Here is a 26,174-nt window from a genome sequence, read left to right on the forward strand (position 1 = left end):
TCGTCATATTTCGACTTGCAGATGCGTTGGCTTCCTTGCTTACCCCAGTCACTTACTTCAGTAAGCTCCTGGGGATGCGCTGTGTCGCCGCCTTCCTGCAAGCCGAACTATTTAGAGTTTTACTTTCAGATTCAATAAAATAAGAGAGTAAGTAAAATGACAATATTGACTCACACCCTCGGTTTTCCTCGCGTTGGCCTGCGTCGCGAGTTGAAAAAAGCGCAAGAGAGCTATTGGGCGGGGAACACAACGCGTGAAGCGTTACTGGCGGTGGGGCGCGAACTGCGCGCGCGTCACTGGGAGCAGCAGAAACAAGCGGGTATTGACCTGTTACCGGTAGGCGACTTTGCCTGGTACGACCATGTTCTGACCACCAGCCTGCTGTTAGGCAATGTGCCGGCTCGTCATCAGAACAACGACGGTTCCGTGGACATCGACACTCTGTTCCGCATTGGCCGCGGTCGCGCGCCAACCGGTGAACCAGCGGCGGCAGCGGAAATGACCAAATGGTTTAATACTAACTATCACTACATAGTACCGGAGTTCAGCAAAGGCCAGCAGTTCAGACTCACCTGGACACAGTTGCTGGAGGAAGTGGACGAAGCGCTGGCGCTGGGGCATAAGATCAAACCCGTACTGCTGGGGCCCGTCACGTATCTGTGGCTGGGTAAAGTGAAAGGCGAGCCGTTTGACCGCCTGACGTTGCTGAAAGACATTTTGCCGGTGTATCAGCACGTGCTGGCTGAACTGGCAAAACGTGGTATTGAGTGGGTCCAAATTGATGAGCCAGCGCTGGTGCTGGAACTGCCGCAGGCGTGGCTGGATGCCTTCAAACCGGCTTACGACGCGCTCGCCGGCCAGGTGAAGCTGTTGCTGACGACCTATTTTGAAGGCGTGACGCCAAACCTGGACACTATTATCGCGCTACCGGTACAGGGGCTACATGTTGACCTCATTCATGGCAAAGATGATGTAGCGGAACTGCATCAACGTCTGCCGGTCGACTGGCTGCTTTCTGCAGGCTTGATTAACGGGCGTAATGTCTGGCGCGCCGATTTGACCGAAAAATACGCGCAGATTAACGCCATTGTGGGCAAACGCGCGCTGTGGGTAGCATCCTCCTGCTCTTTGCTGCACAGCCCGATCGATCTCAGCGTCGAAACGCGTCTGGATACGGAAGTTAAAAGCTGGTTTGCCTTTGCGCTGCAAAAATGCGGTGAACTGGCGTTGCTGCGCGATGCGCTGAACAGCGGCGAAACGGCGGCGCTTGAGGAATGGAGCGCACCGATTCAGGCTCGTCGTCACTCCCGCCGCGTACATAATGCCGCGGTAGAAAAACGCCTGGCGGCGATCACCGCGCAGGACAGCCAGCGTGAGAATCCGTATGAGGTGCGCGCTGAAGCGCAACGCGCCCGCTTTAAACTTCCCGCCTGGCCGACGACGACTATCGGTTCGTTTCCGCAAACCACGGAAATTCGCGGCCTGCGTCTGGACTTCAAAAAGGGCAACCTCGACGCGAATAACTACCGCACCGGCATCGCCGAACATATCAAACAGGCTATCATCGAGCAGGAGCGTTTAGGGCTGGATGTGCTGGTACACGGCGAAGCCGAGCGAAACGACATGGTGGAATACTTCGGCGAGCATCTGGACGGCTTCGTCTTTACCCAGAATGGTTGGGTGCAAAGCTATGGCTCCCGCTGTGTGAAACCGCCGGTAGTGATTGGCGATATCAGCCGTCCGGCACCGATTACCGTGGAGTGGGCGAAATATGCCCAGTCGCTGACCGACAAGCCGGTAAAAGGGATGTTGACCGGCCCGGTGACTATTCTTTGCTGGTCATTCCCCCGCGAAGACGTGACCCGCGAAACGATTGCGAAACAGATTGCGCTGGCGCTGCGTGATGAAGTCGCGGATCTGGAGGCGGCGGGGATTGGGATTATTCAGATCGACGAACCGGCGCTGCGCGAAGGTCTACCGCTGCGTCGCAGCGACTGGGACGCCTATCTGGAATGGGGTGTGGAAGCCTTCCGCATCAACGCGGCGGTGGCGAAGGATGAAACTCAGATCCACACCCACATGTGTTACTGCGAGTTCAACGACATTATGGATTCGATCGCCGCGCTGGACGCGGATGTGATCACCATTGAGACCTCCCGCTCGGATATGGAGTTGCTGGAGTCGTTCGAAGCGTTCGACTACCCGAACGAAATCGGGCCGGGCGTGTACGATATTCACTCGCCGAACGTGCCGAGCGTCGAGTGGATTGAAGCCCTGCTGAAGAAGGCGGCACAGCGTATTCCGGCACAACGCCTGTGGGTGAATCCGGACTGCGGTCTGAAAACTCGCGGTTGGCCGGAAACCCGCGCGGCGTTAGCGAACATGGTCAAAGCGGCGCACAATCTGCGTCAGGCGAAATAACCCATCCTGGCCGCTGCGTTTATCCGACAGCAATGCGGCGCTACCTTTTGACGGGTAGCGCCCGTGTCTGACCTGATTAACAGTGCCTCTTTCTTCTCATTTCCCTTTTTCTTATTTTCCGCGCTGTCTTTTTCAGGATCTGGCTATTTGGCGATCTTGATAATAAAAAGGTTCTCCGTATGAATAACAATCAGGCGGATAGCGTCCCCGGAAGCAGCGCGGCGGATTTTATTGCCTCGCAGATCGTTTTTCCTGTCATGATCGCCCAGCGCTCTCATAGCACAAAACGAGGTTTTCCATTCTGTTATGTTCCCTGGCGACGGTAAACGTCGCATTGTCTCATGGCGCTGGTGAACCTTATTTTTTAACGGAGATGTCTGACATGGCGGTAGCAGGTTGTCACGTAATGGCCAAACCCGGCGGCGCGATCTGCAATATTGATTGCACATATTGCTTCTATCTTGAAAAAGAGGCGCTGTACCCGGAACGCAATAAAAACTGGCGGATGTCGGACGAGACGCTGGAACAGTTTATACGCCAGCATATTGCCGCGCAGAGTGGCGACCGCATTGACTTTGCCTGGCAGGGCGGCGAACCGACCATGATGGGGCTACCGTTTTTCCGTCGGGTTGTCGCATTATGTGAAAAGTACGGCGATGGGCGAAAAATCACTCATGCGTTGCAGACGAACGGCATCCTGGTGAATGACGAGTGGGCGCGCTTTTTCGCTGAACAGCATTTTCTCATCGGTCTCTCTATCGACGGCCCGGCGTCGTTACACAACCACTATCGGCTTAATCGCGCTGGAAAAGGAACTCATGAACAGGTCGTCGCAGCAATGGCGCGGCTTAAAGCGCACCATGTCGACTTTAATACCTTAACCGTCGTGGGAAAACATAACGTCGGTCATGCAGCAGACGTCTACGAATTTCTTCTGGCGGCGGGATCGCGTTTTATTCAGTTTATCCCGCTGGTGGAGCGAATGAGCACCGATAACTCATCGGTACTTAATCTGGTGATGCCCGGCGAAAGCGCGGCGACGCTGGCGCCATGGACGGTACCGTCGTGGCAATATGGCGAATTTCTCAACCAGATCTTTGATATCTGGGTTCGTCGCGACGTAGACCGCGTCTATGTGCAGATGTTTGACGTGGCGTTAGCCGCCTGGACGGCGCAGAAGCCGATACTGTGTGTGCATTCCGAGACTTGTGGACATGCCTTCGCGTTGGAGTCGAACGGCGATCTCTACAACTGCGACCACTTTGTCTACCCGGAGCATCTGCTGGGGAATATCCACCAGCACAGCATCAAAACCTTAAATAATAGCGAGCGGGCTATTGCGTTTGGCGAGGCCAAGCGGGAGACCCTGACCGCCGATTGTCGTCGCTGTGACTACCGCTTTGCGTGTCATGGCGGCTGTCCGAAGCATCGCTTTGCCGTCTCGCCGTCCGGTCATCCTGCGCATAATTACTTGTGTGCGGGCTATAAGCATTTTTTCCAGCACGTTACGCCGTATATGAATGTCTGGCGGGAGCTGCTGGCGCAAGGCTATCCGATGGCATCGATCATGCGCTGGCTGGCGCAGGACGCGCGTAAAGATACAGGAGCCGTCAGTCGTAACCATCTCTGTCCCTGCGGCAGCGGCAAAAAATATAAAAAATGCTGTGGTAAAGCATAGCTAACGTGGCGATGACGCTTTGTTGAGCCTACACCGACTCCGGTCTCGTAGGCCCAACAAACATCGTAATGCGCTGTGGTTAGCCTTTTTTCCCACCGTACTGCGCGAACCATTCCAGCATTCTTTGCCAACCGTCTTTCGCTGAGGCTTCGTGGTAGCCCGGACGATAATCGGCATTAAACGCGTGCCCTGCATCGGGATAGACCACGATTTCCGCCTTCGCATTAGCGGCGCGTAGCGCCTGACGCATGGTTTCCACGCTCTCCTGTGGAATACTGGTATCCTGCCCGCCGTATAAACCCAGTACCGGCGCGTTAAGATCGGTGGCGATGTCAACGGGATGCTTCGGCGAATTGAGTGACGTGTCGCCTACCAGCTTGCCGTACCACGCTACCGCCGCTTTTAACTGTGGGTTGTGCGCGGCGTACAGCCAGGTAATCCGGCCTCCCCAACAAAAACCGGTGATCATTAGCCGATGCGCATCCCCGCCGTTGCGCGAAGCCCAACTGGCGACGTGATCCAGGTCGGCAAGGACTTGCGAATCGGGTACTTTAGCCACCAGCCCGCTCAATAATGTGGGTATATCGGCGAAATCATTGGGGTCGCCTTCGCGGAAATAGAGCTCCGGCGCGATAGCGAGATAGCCTTCCAGCGCCAGTCGTCGGCAAATATCGCGAATGTGTTCATGTACGCCAAAAATTTCCTGTACCACAATGACCACAGGCAGCGCGCCGTCGCTTGCCTTTGGTCTGGCGTAATAGGCTGGCATATCGTCGCCCTGAGAGGGAATCGACGTTATCCCCGCGCTAATGGCCCCATCAGGCGTATGAATCATCGTAGGGGCAAGTGGGGAAGCTGCAGGTGCAAAGCCGGATGGATGTGTCGTTGTCATGGTATTCTCCGTACCCTTAAAAAATAGCGCAATCTTAACTATAGACAGTGTGTAACAAACCACATTGCCTTAAAGCGGCTATCTTTTGTGCAATGCCTGGCGATATTGATTATTTATTGTGATGTACATCACTTTTTAATGGTAAGCGAGTGCAATTGTTTTACGCCATAGTGATGGCTGTCACGAAAATATCTTTATGCCTTAGGTAAAGTGTCTTTTTGCTTCTTCTGACAAACCCGATTCACAGAGGAGTTTTATATGTCCAAGTCTGATGTTTTTCATCTCGGCCTCACCAAAAACGATTTACAAGGGGCCCAGCTCGCCATCGTCCCTGGCGATCCTGAGCGTGTGGAAAAGATCGCCGCGCTGATGGATAAGCCGGTTAAGCTGGCATCTCACCGCGAATTCACCTCCTGGCGCGCTGAGCTGGATGGCAAAGCAGTTATCGTTTGCTCTACCGGTATCGGCGGCCCGTCTACTTCTATTGCCGTGGAAGAACTGGCGCAACTGGGTATTCGTACCTTCTTGCGTATCGGCACCACGGGGGCTATTCAGCCGCACATCAACGTCGGCGACGTTCTGGTAACGACCGCATCCGTACGTCTGGATGGGGCGAGCCTGCATTTTGCGCCGATGGAATTCCCGGCGGTTGCCGACTTTGCCTGCACCACTGCGCTGGTTGAAGCCGCGAAATCGATTGGCGCCACGACTCACGTTGGCGTAACCGCCTCTTCCGACACTTTCTATCCGGGTCAGGAACGTTATGACACCTATTCTGGCCGCGTTGTTCGTCGCTTCAAAGGCTCTATGGAAGAGTGGCAGGCGATGGGCGTAATGAACTACGAAATGGAATCCGCTACGCTGTTAACCATGTGCGCAAGCCAGGGGTTACGCGCAGGTATGGTGGCGGGCGTTATCGTCAACCGTACCCAACAAGAGATTCCGAATGCGGAAACGATGAAACAAACTGAAAGCCACGCGGTGAAAATCGTCGTGGAAGCGGCCCGTCGTCTGCTGTAATTCTCCTCTCTTTTGCAAAGGCCGACGCGTTCGGCCTTTTCTTTTTGCGTGGCGCCTCGCAGGAAATTCCTTTTAAACTGGACGTTTATACAGCACAATTCTATTTTGTGCAGGACAGTGTGGTTCCAGGAGAGGTGTTGTGGATATTACTCTTATGATAAGCGCCGTCGTGGCGCTGGCGGCTGGGGCGGTGATTGGCTGGCTGGCGACGAAAGCGCACGCCGATCAAATCCGCGCCGATCTTATCGAAGAACGGCGTGAGCTGGATATCGAACTTAGCGCGGCCCGGCAGCAATTAGCGCAAGAAGCGCACTGGCGTAGTGAATGCGAGTTACTTAATAACGAACTGCGTAGCCTGCACAGTATCAATACCTCTCTGGAAGCCGATCTGCGTGAAGTCACGACCCGTCTGGAAGCGACTCAACAACACGCGGAAGACAAAATCCGTCAGATGATCAACAGCGAACAGCGTTTAAGCGAGCAGTTTGAAAATCTGGCGAACCGTATCTTTGAACACAGTAATCGTCGCGTAGACGAACAAAACCGACAAAGCCTGAATAGCCTGCTAACGCCGCTGCGTGAGCAACTGGACGGTTTTCGCCGCCAGGTTCAGGAGAGTTTTGGCAAAGAAGCGCAGGAGCGGCATACGCTGGCGCACGAAATTCGTAATTTGCAGCAGCTTAACGCGCAAATGGCGCAGGAAGCGATCAACCTGACGCGCGCCCTGAAAGGGGACAATAAGGCGCAAGGAAACTGGGGCGAAGTTGTGCTGGCGCGGGTGCTGGAGGCATCCGGACTGCGTGAAGGCTACGAATACGAAACCCAGGTCAGTATTGAGAACGATGCGAGCTCGCGGATGCAGCCGGATGTCATCGTCCGCTTGCCGCAGGGCAAAGATGTGGTCATCGACGCTAAAATGACGTTGGTCGCCTACGAGCGTTACTTTAACGCTGAAGATGACTACACGCGCGAGGCCGCTTTACAAGAGCACATCGCCTCGGTGCGCAATCATATTCGCTTACTGGGGCGTAAAGACTACCAGCAGCTTCCCGGCCTCCGCTCGCTGGACTATGTTCTGATGTTTATCCCCGTAGAACCCGCTTTCCTGCTGGCGTTAGATAAACAGCCCGAACTGATAACCGAGGCGCTAAAAAATAACATTATGCTGGTAAGCCCCACGACGCTGCTGGTGGCGTTACGGACAATCGCCAACCTGTGGCGCTATGAACACCAGAGCCGCAATGCGCAGCACATCGCAGACAGAGCCAGTAAGCTCTACGATAAAATGCGGTTGTTCGTTGATGATATGTCAGCGATCGGTCAGAGTCTGGATAAAGCGCAGGATAACTACCGCCAGGCGATGAAAAAACTTGCGTCGGGGCGTGGCAACGTTTTGGCGCAGGCAGAGGCCTTCCGGGGGCTAGGCGTGGAAATCAAACGCGAGATTAATCCGGATTTAGCGGAACAGGCCGTTACGCAAGATGAAGAATATCGTTTACGATCGATCCCTGAAGGGCGGCAGGATGAACATTATCCCAATGATGAACGGGTGAAGCAGCAGTTAAGTTAACCCATACGGAGTAGTTTAGTCCTGGCGCAGAGTAGGGCAAATTGGCCCAATCTGTTACACTTCTTGAACATTTTTATCGATAAGCAGGCACTGAGATGGTGGAAGATTCACAAGAAACGACGCACTTTGGCTTTCAGACCGTCGCTAAAGAGCAGAAAGCTGACATGGTGGCCCACGTTTTTCATTCTGTGGCGTCAAAATACGATGTGATGAATGATTTAATGTCATTTGGCATTCATCGTTTGTGGAAGCGCTTCACCATTGATTGCAGTGGCGTGCGTCGTGGACAAACCGTTCTCGATTTAGCGGGCGGTACGGGCGATCTTACCGCGAAATTTTCACGTATGGTCGGGGAAACTGGCAAAGTTATCCTGGCGGATATTAATGATTCTATGCTCAAAATGGGGCGTGAGAAGCTGCGTAATATCGGCGTGATCGGCAACGTAGAGTATGTGCAGGCGAATGCCGAAGCTCTGCCTTTCCCTGATAATACGTTTGATTGCATTACCATTTCGTTTGGTTTGCGCAATGTAACGGAAAAAGAAAAAGCGCTGCGGTCAATGTTCCGTGTGTTGAAACCCGGCGGACGTTTACTGGTGCTTGAATTTTCCAAGCCTATCATTGAGCCGCTGAGTAAAGCGTATGACGCCTATTCTTTCCATATTTTACCGCGTATTGGCTCGATGGTCGCAAACGATGCGGATAGCTATCGGTATCTCGCGGAATCCATCCGTATGCATCCCGATCAGGATACCTTAAAAGCCATGATGCAGGACGCCGGATTTGAGAGCGTGGATTATTACAATCTGACGGCGGGCGTTGTGGCATTGCACCGTGGTTATAAATTCTAGGAGGGTGGAATGCCTTTTAAACCCTTAGTGACCGCAGGAATTGAAGGTCTCCTCAATACGTTTCTGTATCGTTCGCCAGCGCTGAAATCAGCCAGAACGCGATTACAGGGAAAAGTACTGTGTGTGAAGCTAAAGGGATTTTCGACGCCATTAGTCCTGGTATTCAGCGAACGCCAGGTTGATGTGCTGGGGGCATGGGAAGGCGAAGCGGACTGTACGGTAATCACTCAAGCTAGCGTTTTGCCAAAACTACGCGATCGTCAGCAGTTGGCCGCGCTTATTCGCAGCGGCGAACTGGAAGTGCAGGGCGATATTCAGGTCGTGCAAAATTTTGTGGCGCTCGCCGATCTCGCCGAATTCGATCCTGCGGAGCTGTTGGCGCCATACACGGGTGATATTGCGGCGGAAAGTATCGGTAAGGTCGTGCGTGGCGGGGCTAAATTCCTGCGCCACGGGTTTCAACGCCAGCAGCGTTATGCCGCTGAAGCGATCACTGAAGAGTGGCGTATGGCGCCTGGCCCGCTGGAAGTCGCATGGTTTGCCGAAGAAACCGCGGCTATTGAGCGCGCCGTAGATTCTCTGACCACACGGCTGGAAAAACTGGAGGCCAAATGACGCCAGGTGAAGTACGGCGCCTATATTTCATCATCCGCACGTTTTTAAGCTACGGCCTTGATGAACTCATCCCCCGAATGCGTCTTACACTGCCACTCCGATTATGGCGCTATTCGCTGTTCTGGATGCCAAACCGGCATAAAGATAAATTGCTGGGTGAACGATTAAGACTGGCGTTGCAAGAGCTGGGACCGGTCTGGATCAAATTTGGTCAGATGCTCTCCACACGCCGTGACCTGTTCCCGCCGCAAATCGCCGATCAGCTCGCTTTGCTCCAGGATAAAGTCGCGCCATTCGATGGTCGGCTGGCGAAAGCCCAGATTGAAGAGGCGATGGGGGGGCTACCAGTCGAAGCCTGGTTTGACGACTTTGATATCCAGCCTTTAGCGTCGGCGTCAATCGCCCAGGTACATACCGCGCGATTGAAATCAAACGGTAAAGAAGTGGTTATTAAGGTCATTCGCCCGGATATTTTGCCGGTAATTCAGGCAGACCTGAAACTGATTTATCGCCTTGCTCGCTGGGTACCACGCCTGTTGCCGGATGGGCGTCGTCTGCGCCCGACGGAAGTGGTGCGTGAGTATGAGAAAACGCTGATCGATGAGCTGAATCTGCTGCGGGAATCGGCCAACGCGATTCAGTTACGCCGCAATTTTGAAAATAGTCCCATGCTGTATATCCCGGAGGTGTACTCCGATTACTGTAGCCAGAACATGATGGTGATGGAGCGGATATACGGCATTCCGGTTTCGGATGTGGCGGCGCTGGAAAAGAACGGCACCAACATGAAACTGCTGGCGGAACGCGGGGTTAAAGTTTTCTTCACCCAGGTTTTCCGCGACAGCTTTTTCCATGCGGACATGCATCCGGGAAATATTTTTGTCAGCCATGAACACCCTGAAAATCCGCAATATATCGGCATTGACTGTGGTATCGTCGGGTCGCTAAACAAAGAAGATAAGCGCTATCTGGCAGAAAACTTTATCGCGTTTTTTAACCGCGATTACCGAAAGGTGGCGGAGCTGCATGTCGATTCAGGTTGGGTTCCGCCAGATACCAACGTTGAAGATTTTGAGTTTGCCATCCGCACCGTCTGTGAACCTATCTTTGAAAAGCCGCTCGCGGAAATCTCGTTTGGTCATGTGTTGTTAAACCTTTTCAATACAGCGCGTCGATTTAACATGGAAGTCCAGCCGCAACTGGTGTTGTTGCAGAAAACATTATTGTATGTTGAAGGGGTTGGGCGGCAACTTTATCCTCAGCTTGATTTGTGGAAAACGGCGAAGCCGTTTCTTGAGTCCTGGATCAAAGATCAGGTGGGTATTCCGGCTCTCACGCGGGCTCTTAAAGAAAAAGCGCCGTTCTGGGTCGAAAAAATGCCAGAAATACCTGAACTGGTGTACGACAGTTTGCGCCAGGGCAAATATTTACAGCACAGTGTTGATAAGATTGCGCGCGAGTTACAGGTAAACCATGTGCGCCAAAGCCAGTCTCGTTACTTATTGGGAATTGGCGCAACGCTGTTACTGAGCGGGTCATTCTTACTCGTTAACCGCCCTGAATGGGGATTGATGCCTGGCTGGCTCATGGTCGGCGGCGTAGTTGTCTGGCTGGTTGGCTGGCGTAAAACTCGTTGAGATTTTTTTATCGCTCAACGCCGGTTGTGTCACGCAGGTACATATTATCACTCGAGGCAGTACTCAGGCCGCAAGTCAATGTCGTCCCGGTCGTATGTAAAAGTATGTGAATAGGGCGGGCGAAAGCGGTTAACAAAGAGGCAGCGCGAAGGATAATGTGTATAATGCGGCCCTAATAATTCATCATCTATCACAGAGGAACATGTATGGGTGGTATCAGTATTTGGCAGTTGTTGATTGTTGCCGTTATCGTTGTACTGCTGTTCGGCACCAAAAAACTCGGTTCCATCGGTTCCGATCTTGGCGCGTCTATCAAAGGCTTTAAAAAGGCCATGAGCGATGATGATGCCAAACAGGATAAAACCAGTCAGGACGCTGATTTTACCGCTAAATCTATCGCGGATAAGCAAGGCGAAGCGAAAAAGGAAGACGCTAAAAGCCAAGATAAAGAGCAGGTATAATCCGTGTTTGATATCGGTTTTAGCGAACTGCTGTTAGTGTTCGTTATCGGCCTCATTGTGTTGGGGCCGCAACGATTGCCAGTAGCGGTAAAAACGGTAGCGGGCTGGATTCGCGCGTTGCGATCCCTTGCGACAACGGTTCAGAATGAACTGACTCAGGAACTGAAACTTCAGGAGTTCCAGGACAGTCTGAAAAAAGTCGAAAAGGCGAGCCTGGAAAATCTGACTCCCGAACTGAAAGCATCTATGGATGAACTGCGTCAGGCGGCGGAGTCGATGAAACGCACCTACAGCGCTAACGATCCCGAACAAGCGAGCGATGAAGCGCATACCATCCATAATCCGGTGGTAAAAGGGAACGAAACGCAGCATGAGGGCGTCACCCCTGCCGCCGCTGAAACACAGGCGAGCGCGCCGGAACAAAAGCCGGAGCCCGTTAAAGCTAACGTGCCTGAGTCGACGGAAACCGCTTCCGTAGCCACGATAGACGCCGAGAAGAAATCCGCTGCGCCTGTTGTCGAATCTTCCCCCTCGTCGAGTGATAAACCGTAAACATGGCTGTAGAAGATACTCAACCGCTTATCACGCATCTGATCGAGTTGCGTAAGCGCCTGCTAAACTGCATCGTCGCAGTACTTCTGATTTTTCTGGCGTTAATTTATTTCGCCAATGATATTTATCATTTAGTCGCCGCACCGCTGATTAAACAGATGCCGCAAGGGGCGACAATGATTGCGACGGATGTGGCGTCGCCGTTTTTTACGCCTATCAAACTCACCTTCATGGTGTCTTTGATCTTATCCGCGCCTGTCATTTTGTACCAGGTTTGGGCCTTTATCGCCCCGGCGCTATATAAGCATGAGCGTCGTCTGGTCGTACCGCTGCTGGTATCCAGCTCGCTGCTTTTCTACATTGGTATGGCCTTCGCCTATTTTGTCGTATTCCCTTTGGCCTTTGGTTTCCTGACGCATACGGCGCCGGAAGGGGTACAGGTTTCGACAGATATCGCCAGCTATCTTAGCTTTGTCATGGCGCTTTTTATGGCCTTTGGAGTAGCCTTTGAAGTGCCGGTGGCGATTGTGTTGCTGTGCTGGATGGGCATCACCACGCCAGAAGATTTGCGTAAAAAACGGCCTTATATCCTGGTCGGGGCATTCATTGTGGGAATGCTGCTTACGCCGCCAGATGTTTTCTCGCAAACGTTGCTGGCGATACCGATGTACTGCCTGTTTGAAATTGGCGTTTTCTGCTCACGCTTTTATGTCGGTAAGCGACGGACGCGCGACGAAGATAACGAGGCCGAAACCGAAAAGGCCGAGCACACTGAAGACTAAACACAACCGCCCGCCAGGGCGGTTGTCATATGGGGGCAAGCATGTTTGATATTGGCGTTAATTTAACCAGTAGCCAGTTTGCAAAAGATCGTGATGATGTGGTCGCCCGTGCGTTTGCGGCGGGAGTAAAAGGTATGCTACTGACCGGAACGAACATCCATGAAAGCCAGCAGGCGTTAAAACTGGCGCGGCGCTACCCCCATTGTTGGTCGACGGCTGGCGTCCATCCCCATGACAGCAGTCAGTGGTCATCCGCGTCTGAAGACGCCATTATTGCGCTGGCGAACCAGCCGGAAGTCGTCGCTATCGGTGAGTGCGGGCTGGATTTCAATCGCAATTTTTCCACGCCGCAGGAGCAGGAGCGTGCCTTTCAGGCGCAGCTACAAATTGCCGCCGAATTGCAGATGCCAATCTTTATGCACTGCCGGGACGCGCATGAGCGATTTCTGGCATTGCTTGATCCCTGGCTGGATAGTCTTCCTGGTGCAATACTGCACTGCTTTACCGGTTCACGCCAGCAAATGCAGGCCTGTGTGGACAGAGGGCTCTATATCGGTATTACCGGGTGGGTTTGCGACGAACGACGCGGGCTTGAGCTACGTGAACTCTTACCGTTTATTCCAGCGGAAAAGCTACTGATAGAAACCGACGCGCCGTATCTGTTGCCTCGCGATCTTACGCCGAAACCAACGTCACGACGCAACGAGCCCGCGTATCTGCCTCACATCCTGGAGCGCATTGCGCTATGGCGTGGTGAAGATCCGCAATGGTTAGCGGCGATGACAGATGCCAACGCCAGAACCTTATTTGAGGTCGTATTCTGAACGATCGCTAAATCTTGCGAAAACCGGTGTTTTTTACGCTCTGCTTCACTTCTTTATTGAGTAAATTAAGCAGTAACATCGAACGCGTTTCGCCATCCGGTTCGGTAAAAATCGCTTTCAGCCCTTCAAATGCGCCTTCCGTGATGATGACGCTATCGCCGGGATAGGGGGTTTCAGGATCGACAACGCCTTCGGGCTTGTAGATAGAAAGCTGATGAATAACGCTGGAAGGCACGATCGCAGGATGCGCGCCAAAGCGCACAAAATGGCTGACGCCGCGCGTGGCGTTGATTGTAGTGGTATGTATCACTTCCGGATCAAATTCAACGAACAGATAATTAGGAAAGAGCGGTTCGCTGACGGAGGTACGTTTTCCGCGTACCATTTTTTCCAGGGTGATCATCGGTGTCAGGCAACTTACCGCTTGTCTTTCGAGGTGTTCCTGAGCACGCTGAAGTTGCCCGCGTTTGCAGTACAGTAAATACCAGGATTGCATAATGACTCTTATCCGCTTGTTCGGGGCGCAAGCATAGCAAAAGCCATGCGCGAAGTTAATTATACACTTCATCCTTTAAGCCGTATCTGGATTAGCGTTGGTTGCCAGAGTTCACGCTAATTTAACAAAAATACAGCATCCCGATGATGAACGCCGTATAATGATGCGCTTACCAAGAGGCTACAATGGACGCCATGAAATATCACGATTTACGCGACTTCCTGACGCTACTTGAGCAGCAGGGGGAACTAAAACGCATCACGCTACCTGTGGATCCTCATCTGGAAATCACGGAAATCGCTGACCGCACGCTGCGTGCCGGTGGACCGGCGTTGCTGTTTGAAAATCCTAAAGGTTACGCCATGCCGGTGCTGTGCAACCTTTTTGGCACGCCAAAACGCGTGGCGATGGGCATGGGGCAGGATGATGTTTCCGCATTACGGGAAGTGGGTAAATTATTAGCGTTTCTGAAAGAACCTGAGCCGCCGAAAGGCTTTCGCGATCTGTTTGACAAGCTGCCGCAGTTTAAGCAAGTGCTGAATATGCCGACGAAACGGTTACGCGGCGCGCCTTGCCAGCAGAAAATCGCGTCTGGCGATGATGTCGATTTAACGCGTCTTCCTGTCATGACCTGTTGGCCGGACGACGCCGCGCCGCTGATTACCTGGGGACTGACGGTAACGCGTGGTCCGCACAAAGAGCGGCAAAACCTGGGCATTTATCGTCAGCAGTTGATAGGTAAAAATAAGCTGATTATGCGCTGGCTGTCTCATCGCGGCGGCGCGCTGGATTTTCAGGAGTGGTTAGCCGCGCGTCCGGGTGAACGTTTCCCGGTCTCCGTCGCATTGGGCGCCGATCCGGCGACGATTCTTGGCGCCGTGACTCCTGTTCCCGATACTCTGTCGGAGTATGCCTTTGCGGGCTTGCTGCGCGGCACGAAAACTGAAGTGGTTAAATGCCTTTCTAACGATCTGGAAGTGCCTGCCAGCGCCGAGATTATCCTTGAAGGTTACATTGAGCCGGGAGAGATGGCGCCGGAAGGACCGTATGGCGATCATACGGGCTATTATAATGAAGTGGATAACTTTCCGGTCTTTACCGTCACGCATATTACGCAGCGTGAGGATGCCATCTATCACTCCACCTATACCGGGCGTCCGCCCGATGAGCCTGCGGTATTAGGGGTGGCGCTCAATGAAGTCTTCGTGCCTATTCTGCAAAAACAGTTTCCGGAAATCGTCGACTTTTATCTGCCGCCGGAAGGGTGTTCTTACCGCCTGGCGGTAGTGACGATGAAAAAGCAGTACGCTGGTCATGCGAAACGCGTCATGATGGGCGTCTGGTCGTTTTTGCGCCAGTTTATGTATACGAAATTTGTTATCGTTTGCGATGATGACGTTAACGCACGCGACTGGAATGATGTGATCTGGGCGATTACCACCCGTATGGACCCTGCGCGGGATACGGTGCTGGTTGAAAATACGCCGATTGACTACCTGGATTTTGCCTCGCCGGTCTCCGGGCTGGGTTCAAAAATGGGGCTGGATGCCACAAACAAATGGCCGGGCGAAACCCAACGCGAGTGGGGTCGTCCTATTGTTAAAGATCCTGAAGTTACCGCGCGTATTGATGCGATTTGGGATGAGCTGGCTATCTTTAAATAACTGAAAGCGGACATCGACATTTCAGGCTGCGGCGACTCGGCTTGAAAAATGTCGGTATTGACCCGACACCCGACAGAGGGAGCGCATGACAACCTTAAGCTGTAAAGTGACCTCGGTAGAAGCTATCACCGATACCGTATATCGGGTTCGTTTAGTGCCGGACGCGGCGTTTACATTCCGCGCTGGTCAGTATTTGATGGTCGTAATGGACGAGCGTGACAAACGCCCGTTTTCGATGGCCTCAACGCCGGACGAGAAAGGGTTTATTGAATTACACATTGGCGCTTCCGAGCTCAATCTGTATGCGATGGCGGTCATGGATCGGATTCTGAAAGACCGGGAAATCGTCGTCGATATTCCGCATGGCGACGCCTGGCTACGTGACGATGAAGAGCGTCCGTTGATTCTGATCGCGGGCGGTACGGGCTTTTCTTATGTGCGCTCCATCCTGTTGACGGCGTTAGCGCGCAACCCGAACCGCGATGTTACTATTTACTGGGGCGGCCGCGAAGAAAAGCACCTCTATGATCTCTCTGAGCTGGAAGCACTCTCTGTTAACCATCCGAATTTGCGTATTGAACCTGTTGTTGAGCAGCCGGAAGAAGGCTGGCGTGGACGTACAGGAACGGTACTTACGGCGGTATTGCAGGATTATGGTACGCTGGCGGGGCACGATATTTATATTGCCGGACGTTTTGAGATGGCGAAAATCGCCCGCGATCTGTTCTGTCATGAGCGTAACGCGCGGGAAGATCGTCTGTTTGGCGATGCGTTCGCATTTATTTAACTATTCTATGGGACGCAGTAGCGTCCCTTTTTACGTTAGCCTACCTAAAAGTCCTCTTAAATATTAATTAATCGTCAACTATAAAACCTTATGATATTGAATATCTACAGGCTTTGTATTGCGTGTAATAAATTAAGTAATATTATGTCCTGAGGCTATCAATAAAAATAGTTAATTATATATGCTTCATTTATTTTTATAAAAGAAACATAAAATGGAAAGTTAGTTATTTATTTATAAGATGGAGAGTGTTATGAAATTTAAATATGCTTTAACTTCTCTCGCATTATCTGTTGCAATTTTGTCATCAGTACCTTCTACTGCTTTCGCCATCGGCGGCGCCAGCGGCGCTAAAGTGGACTATCAGGTCCAGGGGAAAATTGGCGAAGTTGTTATGAACCCCTATGATATCGCGCCGCTAACCGCCGTTATTCGTAATGGCGGTTACCAGTTACGTGACGTGCATGTACGGATTGTACCCAAAGAAAATGGCCAGGAGATCGCGTATAAAGTTAATAATAAATACCTTTTAACGTATGGCGGTATTCCCGTCTTTGGTCTTTACCCAGATTATGTCAATACCGTTGAAGTTGAATATACAAGAATCCAGGGTAGTAAAACCGAAAATATAAAAGAAAGCTATAAAATGTATGCACCGCCTGCCTATATTGAATCAGCGGGTACAAAGGAAGAACAATCAGCACTCTTTACTATCGATGTTAAAAAGGTTTCCCCAGAATTTAAAGATCGCTTGTATCTTTTGAATAATACGAAAGATAAGTCTGGGAATGGAACGCGTACTGTCTGGAACAACCCTACTGGGGGTGCATTAGAATGGAACTTCACTACAGCTAACGCTATTATCGACACCTCCGGTGATATTCGTTGGTTTATGAATCCAAGTTCAATTTATGATTTAAAGTCAATTTATCGTGCTGGCGTTATGATGGGCTTTAAACAAAACCAGGATGGCGCACTATCGTGGGGCTACGGTCAGCGTTATGTGAAATACGATATCATGGGGCGTGAAATCTTTAACCGCCGCCTGCCGGATAATTATAACGATTTTTCACACTCAATGGATAACGCGGCCAACGGTCACTACTTCCTGCGTGTAGCCAGCTCTAACTATAAACGTCCTGATGGAAAAAATGTTCGTACCGTGCGTGATGTGATTGCCGAAGTTGATCAGAACGGCGTGGTAGTGGATGAATGGCGTCTGTTTGATATCCTCGATCCTTATCGTGATGTGATAATGAAAACCCTCGATCAGGGCGCTGTATGCTTGAATATCGACGCCAGCCAGTCCGGCCATACGTTGAGCGAAGAAGATCTGGCGGCGCTGGACTCCTCCGATAAATTCGGGGATATCGTGGGTAGTGGGGCTGGCCGCAACTGGGCGCATGTCAACAGTGTCGACTATGACAGTGAAGATGATTCCATCATCATCAGCTCCCGCCACCAGAGTGCGATTATCAAAATCGGCCGCGATAAGAAAGTGAAGTGGATACTGGGTACGCCTGCTGGCTGGAAAGCGCCATTTAATGCCGCAATTCTGACGCCAGTGGATAGCAAAGGCCAAAAAATTGCTTGCCAGGACAGTGGCTGCGAGGGTGACTTCGACTGGACATGGACGCAACATACGGCCTTTAAAATTGATAGTAAGAGTAAAGGCGATACCTTATACCTTTCCGCTTTCGACAATGGCGATGGCCGCGGCTTAGAACAGCCTGCTATGCAGAGTATGAAATACAGCCGCTCCGTGATTTACAAAATCGACCAGAAAAACAAGACCGTCCAACAGATCTGGCAATACGGTAAAGAGCGCGGGAACGAGTGGTTTAGCCCGGTAACCTCTATCACCGAGTACCAGACTGACAAGAATTCTGTGTTCGTGTATTCCGCAACAGCAGGTGGTGCGTTTGATTTGTCGGTAGGCGCATTTACCAGCTTGCCTAATCCGTATCTGGAAGAGTTCAAATGGGGAGAAAAAGAGCCTGTGGTCGAAATGCAAATACATGGTGCGCGTGGATATCAGGCTATGCCATTTAGCCTGACCAAAGCGCTTACTGAGTAGAGCGGGCCATACGGTGAAAAAACCCGCCCCTGACGGGCGGGAAAAACGGCAACTAAACTGTTTCCCGTCATAATTCGCGCAGTCTCTTTGTTGGCTGCCTTTGCTCACCCCGGGCACATAGTTATCTATGTTCCCGGGGATTCGCTCAGTTGCCGCTGCGCTGCAATGCGAGTTATTTAGGGGATATTATCTTTGATTAAACCCGCTCAAACACCGTGGCGATGCCCTGACCCAGACCAATACACATCGTCGCCAGACCAAACTGCGCGTCTTTGCGCTCCATCAGGTTGATAAGCGTGGTGCTGATACGTGCTCCGGAGCAGCCGAGCGGATGACCAAGCGCGATCGCGCCGCCGTTGAGGTTGATCTTCTCGTCTATCTGCTCCATCAATCCCAGATCCTTAATGCATGGCAGGATCTGTGCGGCAAACGCTTCGTTCATCTCAAACACATCGATATCGCTGGCCGACAGTCCCGCTTTTTTCAACGCCAGTTTTGACGCCGGAACCGGCCCGTAACCCATAATTGACGGATCACAACCAACCACTGCCATTGAACGAATACGGGCGCGAGGTTTCAGACCCAGCTCACGGGCACGACTTTCGCTCATTACCAGCATGGCAGCTGCGCCATCGGAAAGCGCGGATGAGGTGCCCGCCGTGACCGTGCCACTAACCGGATCAAATGCCGGACGCAGTGTTGATAGCGCTTCGACCGTGGTTTCCGGGCGGATCACTTCATCGTAGTTAAACTGCTTCAACACGCCGTCTGCATCATGACCGCCAGTCGGGATAATCTCCGTTTTGAATGCGCCAGACTGGGTGGCGGCCCAGGCGCGAGCGTGAGAACGCGCGGCGAACTGGTCCTGCATTTCCCGGCTAATGCCGTGCAGGCGGGAGAGCATTTCCGCCGTTAGCCCCATCATCCCTGCCGCTTTGGCGACGTTGCGACTCAGACCCGGGTGAAAATCCACACCGTGACTCATCGGCACGTGCCCCATATGCTCCACGCCGCCAACCAGACAAACCTGCGCATCGCCGGTCATGATCATTCGCGCTGCATCGTGTAACGCCTGCATCGAGGAACCACACAGACGGTTGACGGTGACCGCCGGTACCGAATGGGGAATTTCTGCCAGCAGCGCGGCGTTACGGGCAATGTTGAAGCCTTGCTCCAGCGTTTGTTGTACGCAGCCCCAGTAAATATCATCGAGGGTCGCCGCTGTAAGCGACGGATTACGCGCCAGCAGGCTACGCATTAAGTGGGCGGAGAGATCTTCTGCCCGCACGTTGCGAAACGCGCCGCCCTTCGAACGGCCCATCGGGGTGCGAATAGCATCGACAATGACAACCTGTTCCATTGTGACTCCTTAAGCCGTTTTCAGAGAACCAACCGGACGGGCTGGTTCAACCGGGGGATAATACGGTTCGTTATGGCGCGCTTTATTACGCAGCCCTTCCGGCACTTCATACAGCGGGCCGAGGTGTTGATACTGCTGCGCCATATCAAGATATTTCGCGCTGCCCTGTGTATCCAGCCAGCGGAATGCGCCGCCGTGGAACGGAGGGAAGCCCAGGCCGTAGACCAGCGCCATATCGGCTTCCGCCGGGCTTGCGATAATGCCTTCTTCCAGACAGCGAACCACTTCGTTAATCATCGGGATCATCATACGGGCGATTATCTCGTCGTCGCTGAAGTCGCGTTTCGGCTGGCTGACGCTTGCCAGCAGGTCATCCACCGCGGCATCTTCTTCTTTCTTCGGCTTACCCTTGTTGTCTTCTTTATAGCGCCAGAAGCCCAGACCGTTTTTTTGCCCAAAACGGCTGGCGTCAAACAATGCGTCGATCGCGTCGCGATACTCTTTCTGCATCCGTTGCGGGAAGCCTGCCGCCATTACCGCCTGCGCGTGATGCGCGGTATCAATGCCGACAACATCCAGCAGATAGGCCGGGCCCATCGGCCAGCCGAACTGTTTTTCCATCACTTTATCGACCTTGCGGAAATCCGCGCCGTCGCGCAGCAGTTGACTGAAACCGGCGAAATAGGGGAACAGCACGCGGTTAACAAAGAAGCCGGGGCAGTCGTTGACTACAATCGGCGTCTTGCCCATTTTGCTTGCCCAGGCGACGACTTTGGCAATGGTTTCGTCTGAACTCTTCTCACCGCGGATGATTTCAACCAGCGGCATCCGGTGTACCGGGTTGAAGAAGTGCATTCCGCAAAAGTTTTCCGGACGTTCCAGGGCGCTTGCCAGTTCGCCAATCGGGATGGTAGAGGTATTTGAGGCCAGCACGGTTTCCGGGCGCACTTTCTGCTCGGTTTCCGCCAGTACCGCTTTTTTGACTTTCGGATTTTCGACCACCGCTTCGACAACAACATCTACGCGATCGAAACCGGCATAATCGAGAGTCGGGTGGATGGTCGAAATGACGCCCGCCAGCTTCAGACCGTCGATCTTGCCGCGCTCCAGCTGTTTGTTCAGCAGCTTGGCCGCTTCGGTCATGCCGAGGTTCAACGATTTATCGTTGATATCTTTCATGATGACCGGTACGCCTTTCCAGGCCGACTGGTAAGCGATACCGCCGCCCATAATGCCCGCGCCCAGTACGGCTGCCTGTTTCGGCGTCTCAATATCTTTGGTCAGCTTTTTGGCTTTACCTTTTACATATTGATCGTTGAGGAAGATACCGACCAGCGCACGAGCCTCATTGGTATGCGCCAGCGGAACAAAGCTTTTATTTTCCAGATTCAACGCTTCTTCACGACCAAAACGCGCGGCGGCTTCAATGGTTTTCACTGCGGTCATCGGCGCCGGATAATGTTTACCCGCCGTTTGTGCGACCATGCCTTTAGCGATGGTAAAGCTCATCGCCGCTTCAATCTTACTGAGTTTCAACGGTTCCAGTTTCGGCTGGCGTTTAGCTCTCCAGTCGAGATCGCCGGTAATGGCCTGGCGTAATACGGCTATTGCGCCGTCGATCAGCTTCTCTTGTTTCACCACGCCATCGACCAGACCGATTTTCAGCGCCTGTTCGGCGCCGATATCTTTCCCGGCGGCAATGATCTCCAGCGCGCTGTCTGCGCCCAGCATACGCGGCAGACGAACGGAGCCGCCGAAACCCGGCATGATGCCCAGTTTAGTTTCCGGCAGACCGATACGGAGGTCTGGCGTCGCCAGACGGTAATCGGTGGCCAGCACGCATTCGCACCCGCCGCCCAGCGCATAGCCGTTTACGGCGGCAAGGGTCGGTACGGGTAAATCTTCCAGACGGTTAAAGACGCTATTAGCGAAATGCAGCCATTGGCTTAACTGCTCTTCGGGGACGAGGAACAGTGAAAGAAATTCGGTGATGTCCGCGCCGACAATAAAGGCCGCTTTATTCGAGCGCAGCAGCAGCCCTTTTAAATCGTGTTGCTTTTCCAGCACCTCAAGCGCCTGGCCGAGGCTGGCGACGGTTGCGGTGTCGAGTTTATTGACCGAGCCTGGAGCATCGAACACCAGTTCGGCGATGCCATCTTCCAGCCAGTCGAGGTACAGGGTGTCGCCTTTATAAAGCATGTCAGTCTCCTGAATCCACAAGGTGATCTGGTCGTACCAGATGAAGCGAAGTGTGTATTTTGTGTTAATAAAATGCAAATAAATGATTAAAGAAATGCCGATGTGATCACGCTCGGCAGAGATCACGCTCTCGTGGGGCGATGTGCTAAGATGCGGGAACTTGAGGTCAAAAAAGCAGAAGGGTAAAAAATGGAATCACTGGCCGCGCTCTATAAAAATCATATTGTTACCTTACAAGAACGGACGCGCGATGTTCTGGCGCGCTTTAAGCTGGATGCGTTACTTATTCATTCCGGCGAGCTTTTCAACGTCTTTCTCGACGATCACCCTTATCCGTTTAAGGTCAATCCACAGTTTAAAGCGTGGGTGCCGGTAACTCAGGTTCCAAATTGCTGGCTGCTGGTCGATGGCGTCAACAAACCCAAATTGTGGTTTTATCTGCCGGTCGATTACTGGCATAACGTTGAACCGCTGCCAACATCCTTCTGGACAGAAGAAGTCGAGGTCGTCGCCTTACCGAAAGCGGATGGCATCGGCAGCCAGCTGCCTGCCGCGCGTGGCAATATCGGCTATATCGGCCCGGTTCCTGAGCGCGCGCTACAATTGGATATCGCTGCCAGCAACATCAACCCGAAAGGTGTTATCGACTATCTGCATTACTACCGCGCCTATAAAACGGATTATGAACTGGCCTGTATGCGCGAAGCGCAGAAAATGGCGGTGAGCGGTCATCGTGCAGCGGAAGAGGCCTTCCGTTCCGGCATGAGCGAGTTCGACATCAACCTGGCGTACCTGACCGCCACGGGACATCGTGATACCGATGTTCCGTACAGCAACATTGTGGCGCTGAACGAACATGCCGCCGTGCTGCATTACACGAAACTGGATCATCAGGCACCGTCTGAAATGCGCAGTTTCCTGCTGGATGCGGGCGCGGAATACAACGGCTACGCGGCGGATCTGACGCGAACCTGGTCGGCGAAAAGCGATAACGACTACGCCCACCTGGTGAAAGATGTTAACGACGAACAGTTGGCGCTGATCGCTACCATGAAGGCGGGCGTCAGCTATGTGGATTATCATATTCAGTTCCATCAACGCATCGCGAAGCTGCTGCGTAAACATCAAATCATTACCGACATGAGTGAAGAGGCGATGGTGGAAAATGATCTCACCGGGCCGTTTATGCCGCACGGTATTGGTCATCCGTTGGGTCTGCAGGTACACGATGTGGCCGGGTTTATGCAAGATGATTCCGGTACGCATCTCGCCGCGCCGTCCAAATACCCGTATCTGCGCTGCACGCGTGTGTTACAGCCGCGAATGGTGTTGACCATCGAACCGGGGATTTACTTCATCGAATCGCTGTTAGCGCCGTGGCGCGAAGGGCCGTTCAGCAAGCACTTCAACTGGCAGAAAATTGAAGCGCTCAAGCCTTTCGGCGGTATTCGCATTGAAGATAACGTGGTCATCCACGAAAACGGCGTGGAAAACATGACGCGGGATTTAAAACTGGCGTAATGGACAGTTGGTTAATCCCTGCAGCGCCGGTCACCGTTGTTGAAGAGATCAAAAAAAGCCGCTTTATTACGCTATTGGCGCATACCGATGGCGTAGACGCGGCGAAAGCGTTTGTTGAGTCAGTCAGAGCTGAGCACCCTGATGCGCGCCACCATTGTGTGGCGTGGGTGGCGGGTGCGCCGGACGACTCACAGCAACTGGGCTTTTCAGACGACGGCGAACCGGCGGGAACGGCAGGCAAGCCGATGCTTGCGCAATTGATGGGCAGCGGCGTCGGAGAAATTACTGCCGTCGTCGTGCGCTACTATGGTGGTATTCTGCTGGGTACGGGCGGGCTGGTAAAAGCCTATGGCGGCGGTGTGAATCAGGCATTACGTCAGCTTGCCACACAACGCAAGACGCCATTAACCGAATATACTTTGCAGTGTGAGTACGGTCAGTTGGCCGGAATCGAAGCATTATTAGGACAGTTTGCCGGGAAGATCGTTTCCAGCGATTATCAGGCGTCTGTTCGGCTCAGGGTGGCGCTTCCTTTTGCTCATGTGAATGCATTTTCCACAAAACTGGCGGATTTTAGCCGTGGTTCATTGCAATTGTTAGCGATTGAAGAATAATCCCCACCTCATTTTTAAGAATAAAGGAAGCGGCAGAGATGCATTTTCGCGCCATTACCCGAATCGTTGGACTACTGGTTATCTTATTTTCGGGGACAATGATTCTCCCGGGACTGGTAGCGCTAATATATCGTGATGGCGCAGGAAGAGCGTTCACGCAGACCTTTTTTGTCGCACTGGCGATCGGTTCCATACTGTGGTGGCCGAACCGTAGGGAAAAGGGCGAGCTGAAATCCCGCGAAGGATTTCTTATCGTGGTGCTGTTCTGGACCGTGCTGGGCAGCGTGGGTGCGCTGCCGTTTATTTTCTCGGAAAGCCCAAACCTCACCATTACCGATGCTTTTTTTGAATCGTTCTCCGGGTTGACCACCACGGGCGCCACTACGCTGGTGGGGCTGGATTCATTACCGCACGCCATTCTCTTTTATCGTCAGATGCTGCAATGGTTTGGCGGTATGGGGATCATTGTGCTGGCGGTGGCGATTCTCCCTATCCTCGGCGTCGGGGGGATGCAGCTCTATCGGGCAGAAATGCCGGGGCCGTTGAAAGATAACAAAATGCGCCCGCGTATTGCCGAGACGGCGAAAACGCTGTGGCTTATCTATGTCTTGCTAACGGTAGCCTGCGCGCTGGCGCTATGGTTTGCAGGGATGCCCGCGTTTGACGCTATCGGACACAGCTTCTCCACTATTGCTATCGGCGGCTTCTCAACGCATGACGCCAGCGTAGGCTATTTTGATAGTCCCACTATTAATACCATCATCGCTATTTTCCTGCTGATCTCCGGTTGTAACTATGGCCTGCATTTCTCTTTATTAAGCGGGCGTAGCCTGAAAGTATACTGGCGCGATCCGGAATTCCGCATGTTCATCGGCGTACAGTTGACGCTGGTGGTAATCTGCACGCTGGTACTGTGGTTCCATAATATCTACGACTCGGCGCTGACAACGCTAAATCAGGCATTCTTCCAGGTTGTGTCGATGGCGACAACGGCAGGGTTTACCACGGACAGCATTGCGCGCTGGCCGCTGTTTTTGCCCGTCTTGCTGCTATGTTCCGCGTTTATTGGCGGTTGCGCCGGGTCAACGGGCGGGGGGTTAAAGGTCATCCGTATTCTGTTGTTGTTTAAACAGGGGAACCGCGAACTCAAACGTCTGGTGCATCCGAATGCCGTTTACAGTATTAAGCTGGGGAACCGGGCGCTGCCAGAACGTATTCTGGAAGCCGTCTGGGGATTCTTTTCTGCCTACGCGCTGGTATTTATCGTCAGTATGCTGGCTATTATCGCTACAGGCGTAGATGATTTCTCGGCTTTCGCCTCGGTAGTGGCTACGCTTAATAACCTGGGACCGGGGCTGGGGGTGGTTGCTGATAACTTCGCCAGTATGAATCCGGTTGCGAAATGGATACTCATCGCCAACATGCTATTTGGTCGTCTGGAAGTATTCACTTTGCTGGTACTTTTTACCCCGACTTTCTGGCGTGAATAATGGAGTAACACGTGAAAACATTGATTCTTTTCTCTACCCGGGACGGACAAACGCGCGAAATTGCCTCTTATCTGGCTTCTGAACTCAAAGAGATGGGGATCTGGGCCGATGTCGTTAATCTGCATCGCGCAGAAGAGCCGGACTGGGATAGCTATGATCGCGTAGTGATTGGCGCGTCTATTCGTTATGGTCATTACCACAGCGCCTTTCAGGAGTTCGTTAAGAAATACGCCACGCGGTTGAACGGAATGCCGAGTGCCTTTTATTCCGTTAACCTGGTGGCGCGTAAAGCTGAAAAACGGACGCCGCAGACTAACAGCTACGCGCGTAAGTTTTTAATGAGCTCTCCGTGGCGACCTGACTACTGTGCCGTCATTGCAGGCGCGCTTCGCTATCCCCGCTATCGCTGGTATGACCGTCTGATGATCAAGCTTATTATGAAAATGTCGGGCGGCGAAACGGATACCAGTAAAGAAGTGGTGTACACCGACTGGGAGCAGGTTACGCACTTTGCCCGTGAAATAGCCCATTTAACCAACAAATCGTCGGCAAAATAAACGCAAAGAATAAAAAGTGCGCACTCAGAAAATTATTTTAAATTTCCTCTTGTCAGGCAGAAATAACTCCCTATAATGCGCCACCACTGACACGGAACAACGGCAC

General features: G+C 52.6%; 22 protein-coding genes. 18 read left to right on the top strand and 4 right to left on the bottom strand.

From position 1 onward, the window contains the following. Positions 1 to 156: 156 nt before the first annotated feature. Together metE and NA389_RS20580 are read left to right on the top strand one after the other, a co-directional pair. Positions 157 to 2,421 carry a 5-methyltetrahydropteroyltriglutamate--homocysteine S-methyltransferase gene (metE, locus tag NA389_RS20575; protein ID WP_000154193.1) on the top strand — a complete coding sequence of 755 codons (2,265 nt, stop codon included), beginning with the start codon at positions 157 to 159 and terminating at the stop codon, positions 2,419 to 2,421. A 334-nt stretch (positions 2,422 to 2,755) separates the two neighbouring features. Continuing rightward, positions 2,756 to 4,099, top strand: a complete 1,344-nt coding sequence (locus NA389_RS20580) for an anaerobic sulfatase maturase (protein WP_000017946.1) — start codon at positions 2,756 to 2,758, stop codon at positions 4,097 to 4,099. A gap of 79 nt (positions 4,100 to 4,178) precedes the next feature. On the opposite strand, the gene NA389_RS20585 is transcribed toward NA389_RS20580, so the two are convergent. Then, on the bottom strand, positions 4,179 to 4,991 hold the full coding sequence (locus tag NA389_RS20585; RefSeq protein ID WP_000213959.1) for a dienelactone hydrolase family protein: 813 nt from the start codon (positions 4,989 to 4,991) through the stop codon (positions 4,179 to 4,181). 258 nt (positions 4,992 to 5,249) lie between these two features. On the opposite strand from NA389_RS20585, the gene udp reads away from it, so the two are divergent. From udp to tatD, 9 genes are all read left to right on the top strand, one after another. Then, entirely contained in the window at positions 5,250 to 6,011 is a 762-nt protein-coding gene (gene udp, locus NA389_RS20590; RefSeq protein WP_000045169.1) for a uridine phosphorylase, read from the top strand. A 139-nt stretch (positions 6,012 to 6,150) separates the two neighbouring features. Then, a complete protein-coding gene (gene rmuC, locus NA389_RS20595) occupies positions 6,151 to 7,581 on the top strand; it encodes a DNA recombination protein RmuC (RefSeq protein ID WP_000355564.1) in 1,431 nt (476 codons plus the stop codon). Positions 7,582 to 7,676: 95 nt separating this feature from the next. Further along, entirely contained in the window at positions 7,677 to 8,432 is a 756-nt protein-coding gene (ubiE, locus tag NA389_RS20600) for a bifunctional demethylmenaquinone methyltransferase/2-methoxy-6-polyprenyl-1,4-benzoquinol methylase UbiE (protein WP_000229009.1), read from the top strand. A 9-nt stretch (positions 8,433 to 8,441) separates the two neighbouring features. Further along, positions 8,442 to 9,047: a ubiquinone biosynthesis protein UbiJ gene (gene ubiJ / locus NA389_RS20605; protein WP_001116091.1), complete on the top strand. Its 606-nt coding sequence runs from the start codon at positions 8,442 to 8,444 to the stop codon at positions 9,045 to 9,047. After that, complete coding sequence (ubiB, locus tag NA389_RS20610) at positions 9,044 to 10,684, top strand: ubiquinone biosynthesis regulatory protein kinase UbiB (RefSeq protein WP_000187559.1); 1,641 nt, start codon at positions 9,044 to 9,046, stop codon at positions 10,682 to 10,684. The genes ubiJ and ubiB overlap by 4 nt, the downstream gene beginning before the upstream one ends. A gap of 206 nt (positions 10,685 to 10,890) precedes the next feature. Next, positions 10,891 to 11,145: a Sec-independent protein translocase subunit TatA gene (tatA, locus tag NA389_RS20615; RefSeq protein ID WP_000508972.1), complete on the top strand. Its 255-nt coding sequence runs from the start codon at positions 10,891 to 10,893 to the stop codon at positions 11,143 to 11,145. A gap of 3 nt (positions 11,146 to 11,148) precedes the next feature. Continuing rightward, positions 11,149 to 11,697, top strand: a complete 549-nt coding sequence (tatB, locus tag NA389_RS20620; protein ID WP_000459612.1) for a Sec-independent protein translocase protein TatB — start codon at positions 11,149 to 11,151, stop codon at positions 11,695 to 11,697. Positions 11,698 to 11,699: 2 nt separating this feature from the next. After that, positions 11,700 to 12,479 (top strand): Sec-independent protein translocase subunit TatC, encoded by a 780-nt coding sequence (gene tatC, locus NA389_RS20625; protein ID WP_000257554.1) that lies wholly within the window; start codon positions 11,700 to 11,702, stop codon positions 12,477 to 12,479. 41 nt (positions 12,480 to 12,520) lie between these two features. After that, positions 12,521 to 13,303, top strand: coding sequence for a 3'-5' ssDNA/RNA exonuclease TatD (gene tatD, locus NA389_RS20630; RefSeq protein ID WP_000459642.1), 783 nt, complete (start codon positions 12,521 to 12,523; stop codon positions 13,301 to 13,303). A 7-nt stretch (positions 13,304 to 13,310) separates the two neighbouring features. On the opposite strand, the gene rfaH is transcribed toward tatD, so the two are convergent. Continuing rightward, entirely contained in the window at positions 13,311 to 13,799 is a 489-nt protein-coding gene (gene rfaH, locus NA389_RS20635) for a transcription/translation regulatory transformer protein RfaH (protein ID WP_001192410.1), read from the bottom strand. A gap of 185 nt (positions 13,800 to 13,984) precedes the next feature. Here rfaH and ubiD point away from each other — a divergent pair, with 185 nt between their 5' ends. The 3 genes from ubiD to NA389_RS20650 all read left to right on the top strand — a co-directional run bounded on the left by ubiD (position 13,985) and on the right by NA389_RS20650 (position 18,327). Beyond that, positions 13,985 to 15,463: a 4-hydroxy-3-polyprenylbenzoate decarboxylase gene (gene ubiD / locus NA389_RS20640; protein ID WP_000339760.1), complete on the top strand. Its 1,479-nt coding sequence runs from the start codon at positions 13,985 to 13,987 to the stop codon at positions 15,461 to 15,463. Positions 15,464 to 15,548: 85 nt separating this feature from the next. Further along, a complete protein-coding gene (gene fre / locus NA389_RS20645; protein WP_000209838.1) occupies positions 15,549 to 16,250 on the top strand; it encodes an NAD(P)H-flavin reductase in 702 nt (233 codons plus the stop codon). Positions 16,251 to 16,503: 253 nt separating this feature from the next. After that, the gene (locus NA389_RS20650) at positions 16,504 to 18,327 is read left to right on the top strand and encodes an aryl-sulfate sulfotransferase (RefSeq protein ID WP_000669890.1); all 1,824 of its coding nucleotides are present in this window, start codon (positions 16,504 to 16,506) and stop codon (positions 18,325 to 18,327) included. Between the two features lie 196 nt (positions 18,328 to 18,523). On the opposite strand, the gene fadA is transcribed toward NA389_RS20650, so the two are convergent. Beyond that, positions 18,524 to 19,687, bottom strand: a complete 1,164-nt coding sequence (fadA, locus tag NA389_RS20655) for an acetyl-CoA C-acyltransferase FadA (protein WP_000438778.1) — start codon at positions 19,685 to 19,687, stop codon at positions 18,524 to 18,526. Positions 19,688 to 19,696: 9 nt separating this feature from the next. Next, the gene (gene fadB, locus NA389_RS20660; RefSeq protein ID WP_023217096.1) at positions 19,697 to 21,886 is read right to left on the bottom strand and encodes a fatty acid oxidation complex subunit alpha FadB; all 2,190 of its coding nucleotides are present in this window, start codon (positions 21,884 to 21,886) and stop codon (positions 19,697 to 19,699) included. 189 nt (positions 21,887 to 22,075) lie between these two features. Between fadB and pepQ the strand changes: the two genes are divergently transcribed. From pepQ to hemG, 4 genes are read left to right on the top strand one after another with little or no spacing between them, the layout of a single operon-like run. Next, positions 22,076 to 23,407 (top strand): Xaa-Pro dipeptidase, encoded by a 1,332-nt coding sequence (gene pepQ / locus NA389_RS20665; protein ID WP_000444529.1) that lies wholly within the window; start codon positions 22,076 to 22,078, stop codon positions 23,405 to 23,407. Further along, positions 23,407 to 24,021, top strand: coding sequence for an IMPACT family protein (locus NA389_RS20670; protein ID WP_000378897.1), 615 nt, complete (start codon positions 23,407 to 23,409; stop codon positions 24,019 to 24,021). Before pepQ ends, NA389_RS20670 begins: the two co-directional genes overlap by 1 nt. 38 nt (positions 24,022 to 24,059) lie before the next feature. Then, positions 24,060 to 25,511, top strand: coding sequence for a Trk system potassium transporter TrkH (gene trkH / locus NA389_RS20675; RefSeq protein WP_000545688.1), 1,452 nt, complete (start codon positions 24,060 to 24,062; stop codon positions 25,509 to 25,511). Positions 25,512 to 25,522: 11 nt separating this feature from the next. Beyond that, positions 25,523 to 26,068, top strand: coding sequence for a menaquinone-dependent protoporphyrinogen IX dehydrogenase (gene hemG, locus NA389_RS20680; RefSeq protein WP_000853983.1), 546 nt, complete (start codon positions 25,523 to 25,525; stop codon positions 26,066 to 26,068). Positions 26,069 to 26,174 lie beyond the last annotated feature (106 nt).

This window comes from Salmonella sp. NW645 (assembly GCF_051703725.1).
Classification (GTDB): domain Bacteria; phylum Pseudomonadota; class Gammaproteobacteria; order Enterobacterales; family Enterobacteriaceae; genus Salmonella; species Salmonella enterica.

What these genes read in the sequence shown, in the direction of transcription:
- metE (WP_000154193.1), top strand. Translation starts at nt 157, where the DNA reads ATGACAATATTGACTCACACCCTCGGTTTTCCTCGCGTTGGCCTGCGT.
- NA389_RS20585 (WP_000213959.1), bottom strand. Translation starts at nt 4,991, where the DNA reads ATGACAACGACACATCCATCCGGCTTTGCACCTGCAGCTTCCCCACTT.
- udp (WP_000045169.1), top strand. Translation starts at nt 5,250, where the DNA reads ATGTCCAAGTCTGATGTTTTTCATCTCGGCCTCACCAAAAACGATTTA.
- ubiE (WP_000229009.1), top strand. Translation starts at nt 7,677, where the DNA reads ATGGTGGAAGATTCACAAGAAACGACGCACTTTGGCTTTCAGACCGTC.
- ubiJ (WP_001116091.1), top strand. Translation starts at nt 8,442, where the DNA reads ATGCCTTTTAAACCCTTAGTGACCGCAGGAATTGAAGGTCTCCTCAAT.
- ubiB (WP_000187559.1), top strand. Translation starts at nt 9,044, where the DNA reads ATGACGCCAGGTGAAGTACGGCGCCTATATTTCATCATCCGCACGTTT.
- tatA (WP_000508972.1), top strand. Translation starts at nt 10,891, where the DNA reads ATGGGTGGTATCAGTATTTGGCAGTTGTTGATTGTTGCCGTTATCGTT.
- tatC (WP_000257554.1), top strand. Translation starts at nt 11,700, where the DNA reads ATGGCTGTAGAAGATACTCAACCGCTTATCACGCATCTGATCGAGTTG.
- tatD (WP_000459642.1), top strand. Translation starts at nt 12,521, where the DNA reads ATGTTTGATATTGGCGTTAATTTAACCAGTAGCCAGTTTGCAAAAGAT.
- rfaH (WP_001192410.1), bottom strand. Translation starts at nt 13,799, where the DNA reads ATGCAATCCTGGTATTTACTGTACTGCAAACGCGGGCAACTTCAGCGT.
- ubiD (WP_000339760.1), top strand. Translation starts at nt 13,985, where the DNA reads ATGGACGCCATGAAATATCACGATTTACGCGACTTCCTGACGCTACTT.
- fre (WP_000209838.1), top strand. Translation starts at nt 15,549, where the DNA reads ATGACAACCTTAAGCTGTAAAGTGACCTCGGTAGAAGCTATCACCGAT.
- NA389_RS20650 (WP_000669890.1), top strand. Translation starts at nt 16,504, where the DNA reads ATGAAATTTAAATATGCTTTAACTTCTCTCGCATTATCTGTTGCAATT.
- fadA (WP_000438778.1), bottom strand. Translation starts at nt 19,687, where the DNA reads ATGGAACAGGTTGTCATTGTCGATGCTATTCGCACCCCGATGGGCCGT.
- fadB (WP_023217096.1), bottom strand. Translation starts at nt 21,886, where the DNA reads ATGCTTTATAAAGGCGACACCCTGTACCTCGACTGGCTGGAAGATGGC.
- pepQ (WP_000444529.1), top strand. Translation starts at nt 22,076, where the DNA reads ATGGAATCACTGGCCGCGCTCTATAAAAATCATATTGTTACCTTACAA.
- NA389_RS20670 (WP_000378897.1), top strand. Translation starts at nt 23,407, where the DNA reads ATGGACAGTTGGTTAATCCCTGCAGCGCCGGTCACCGTTGTTGAAGAG.
- trkH (WP_000545688.1), top strand. Translation starts at nt 24,060, where the DNA reads ATGCATTTTCGCGCCATTACCCGAATCGTTGGACTACTGGTTATCTTA.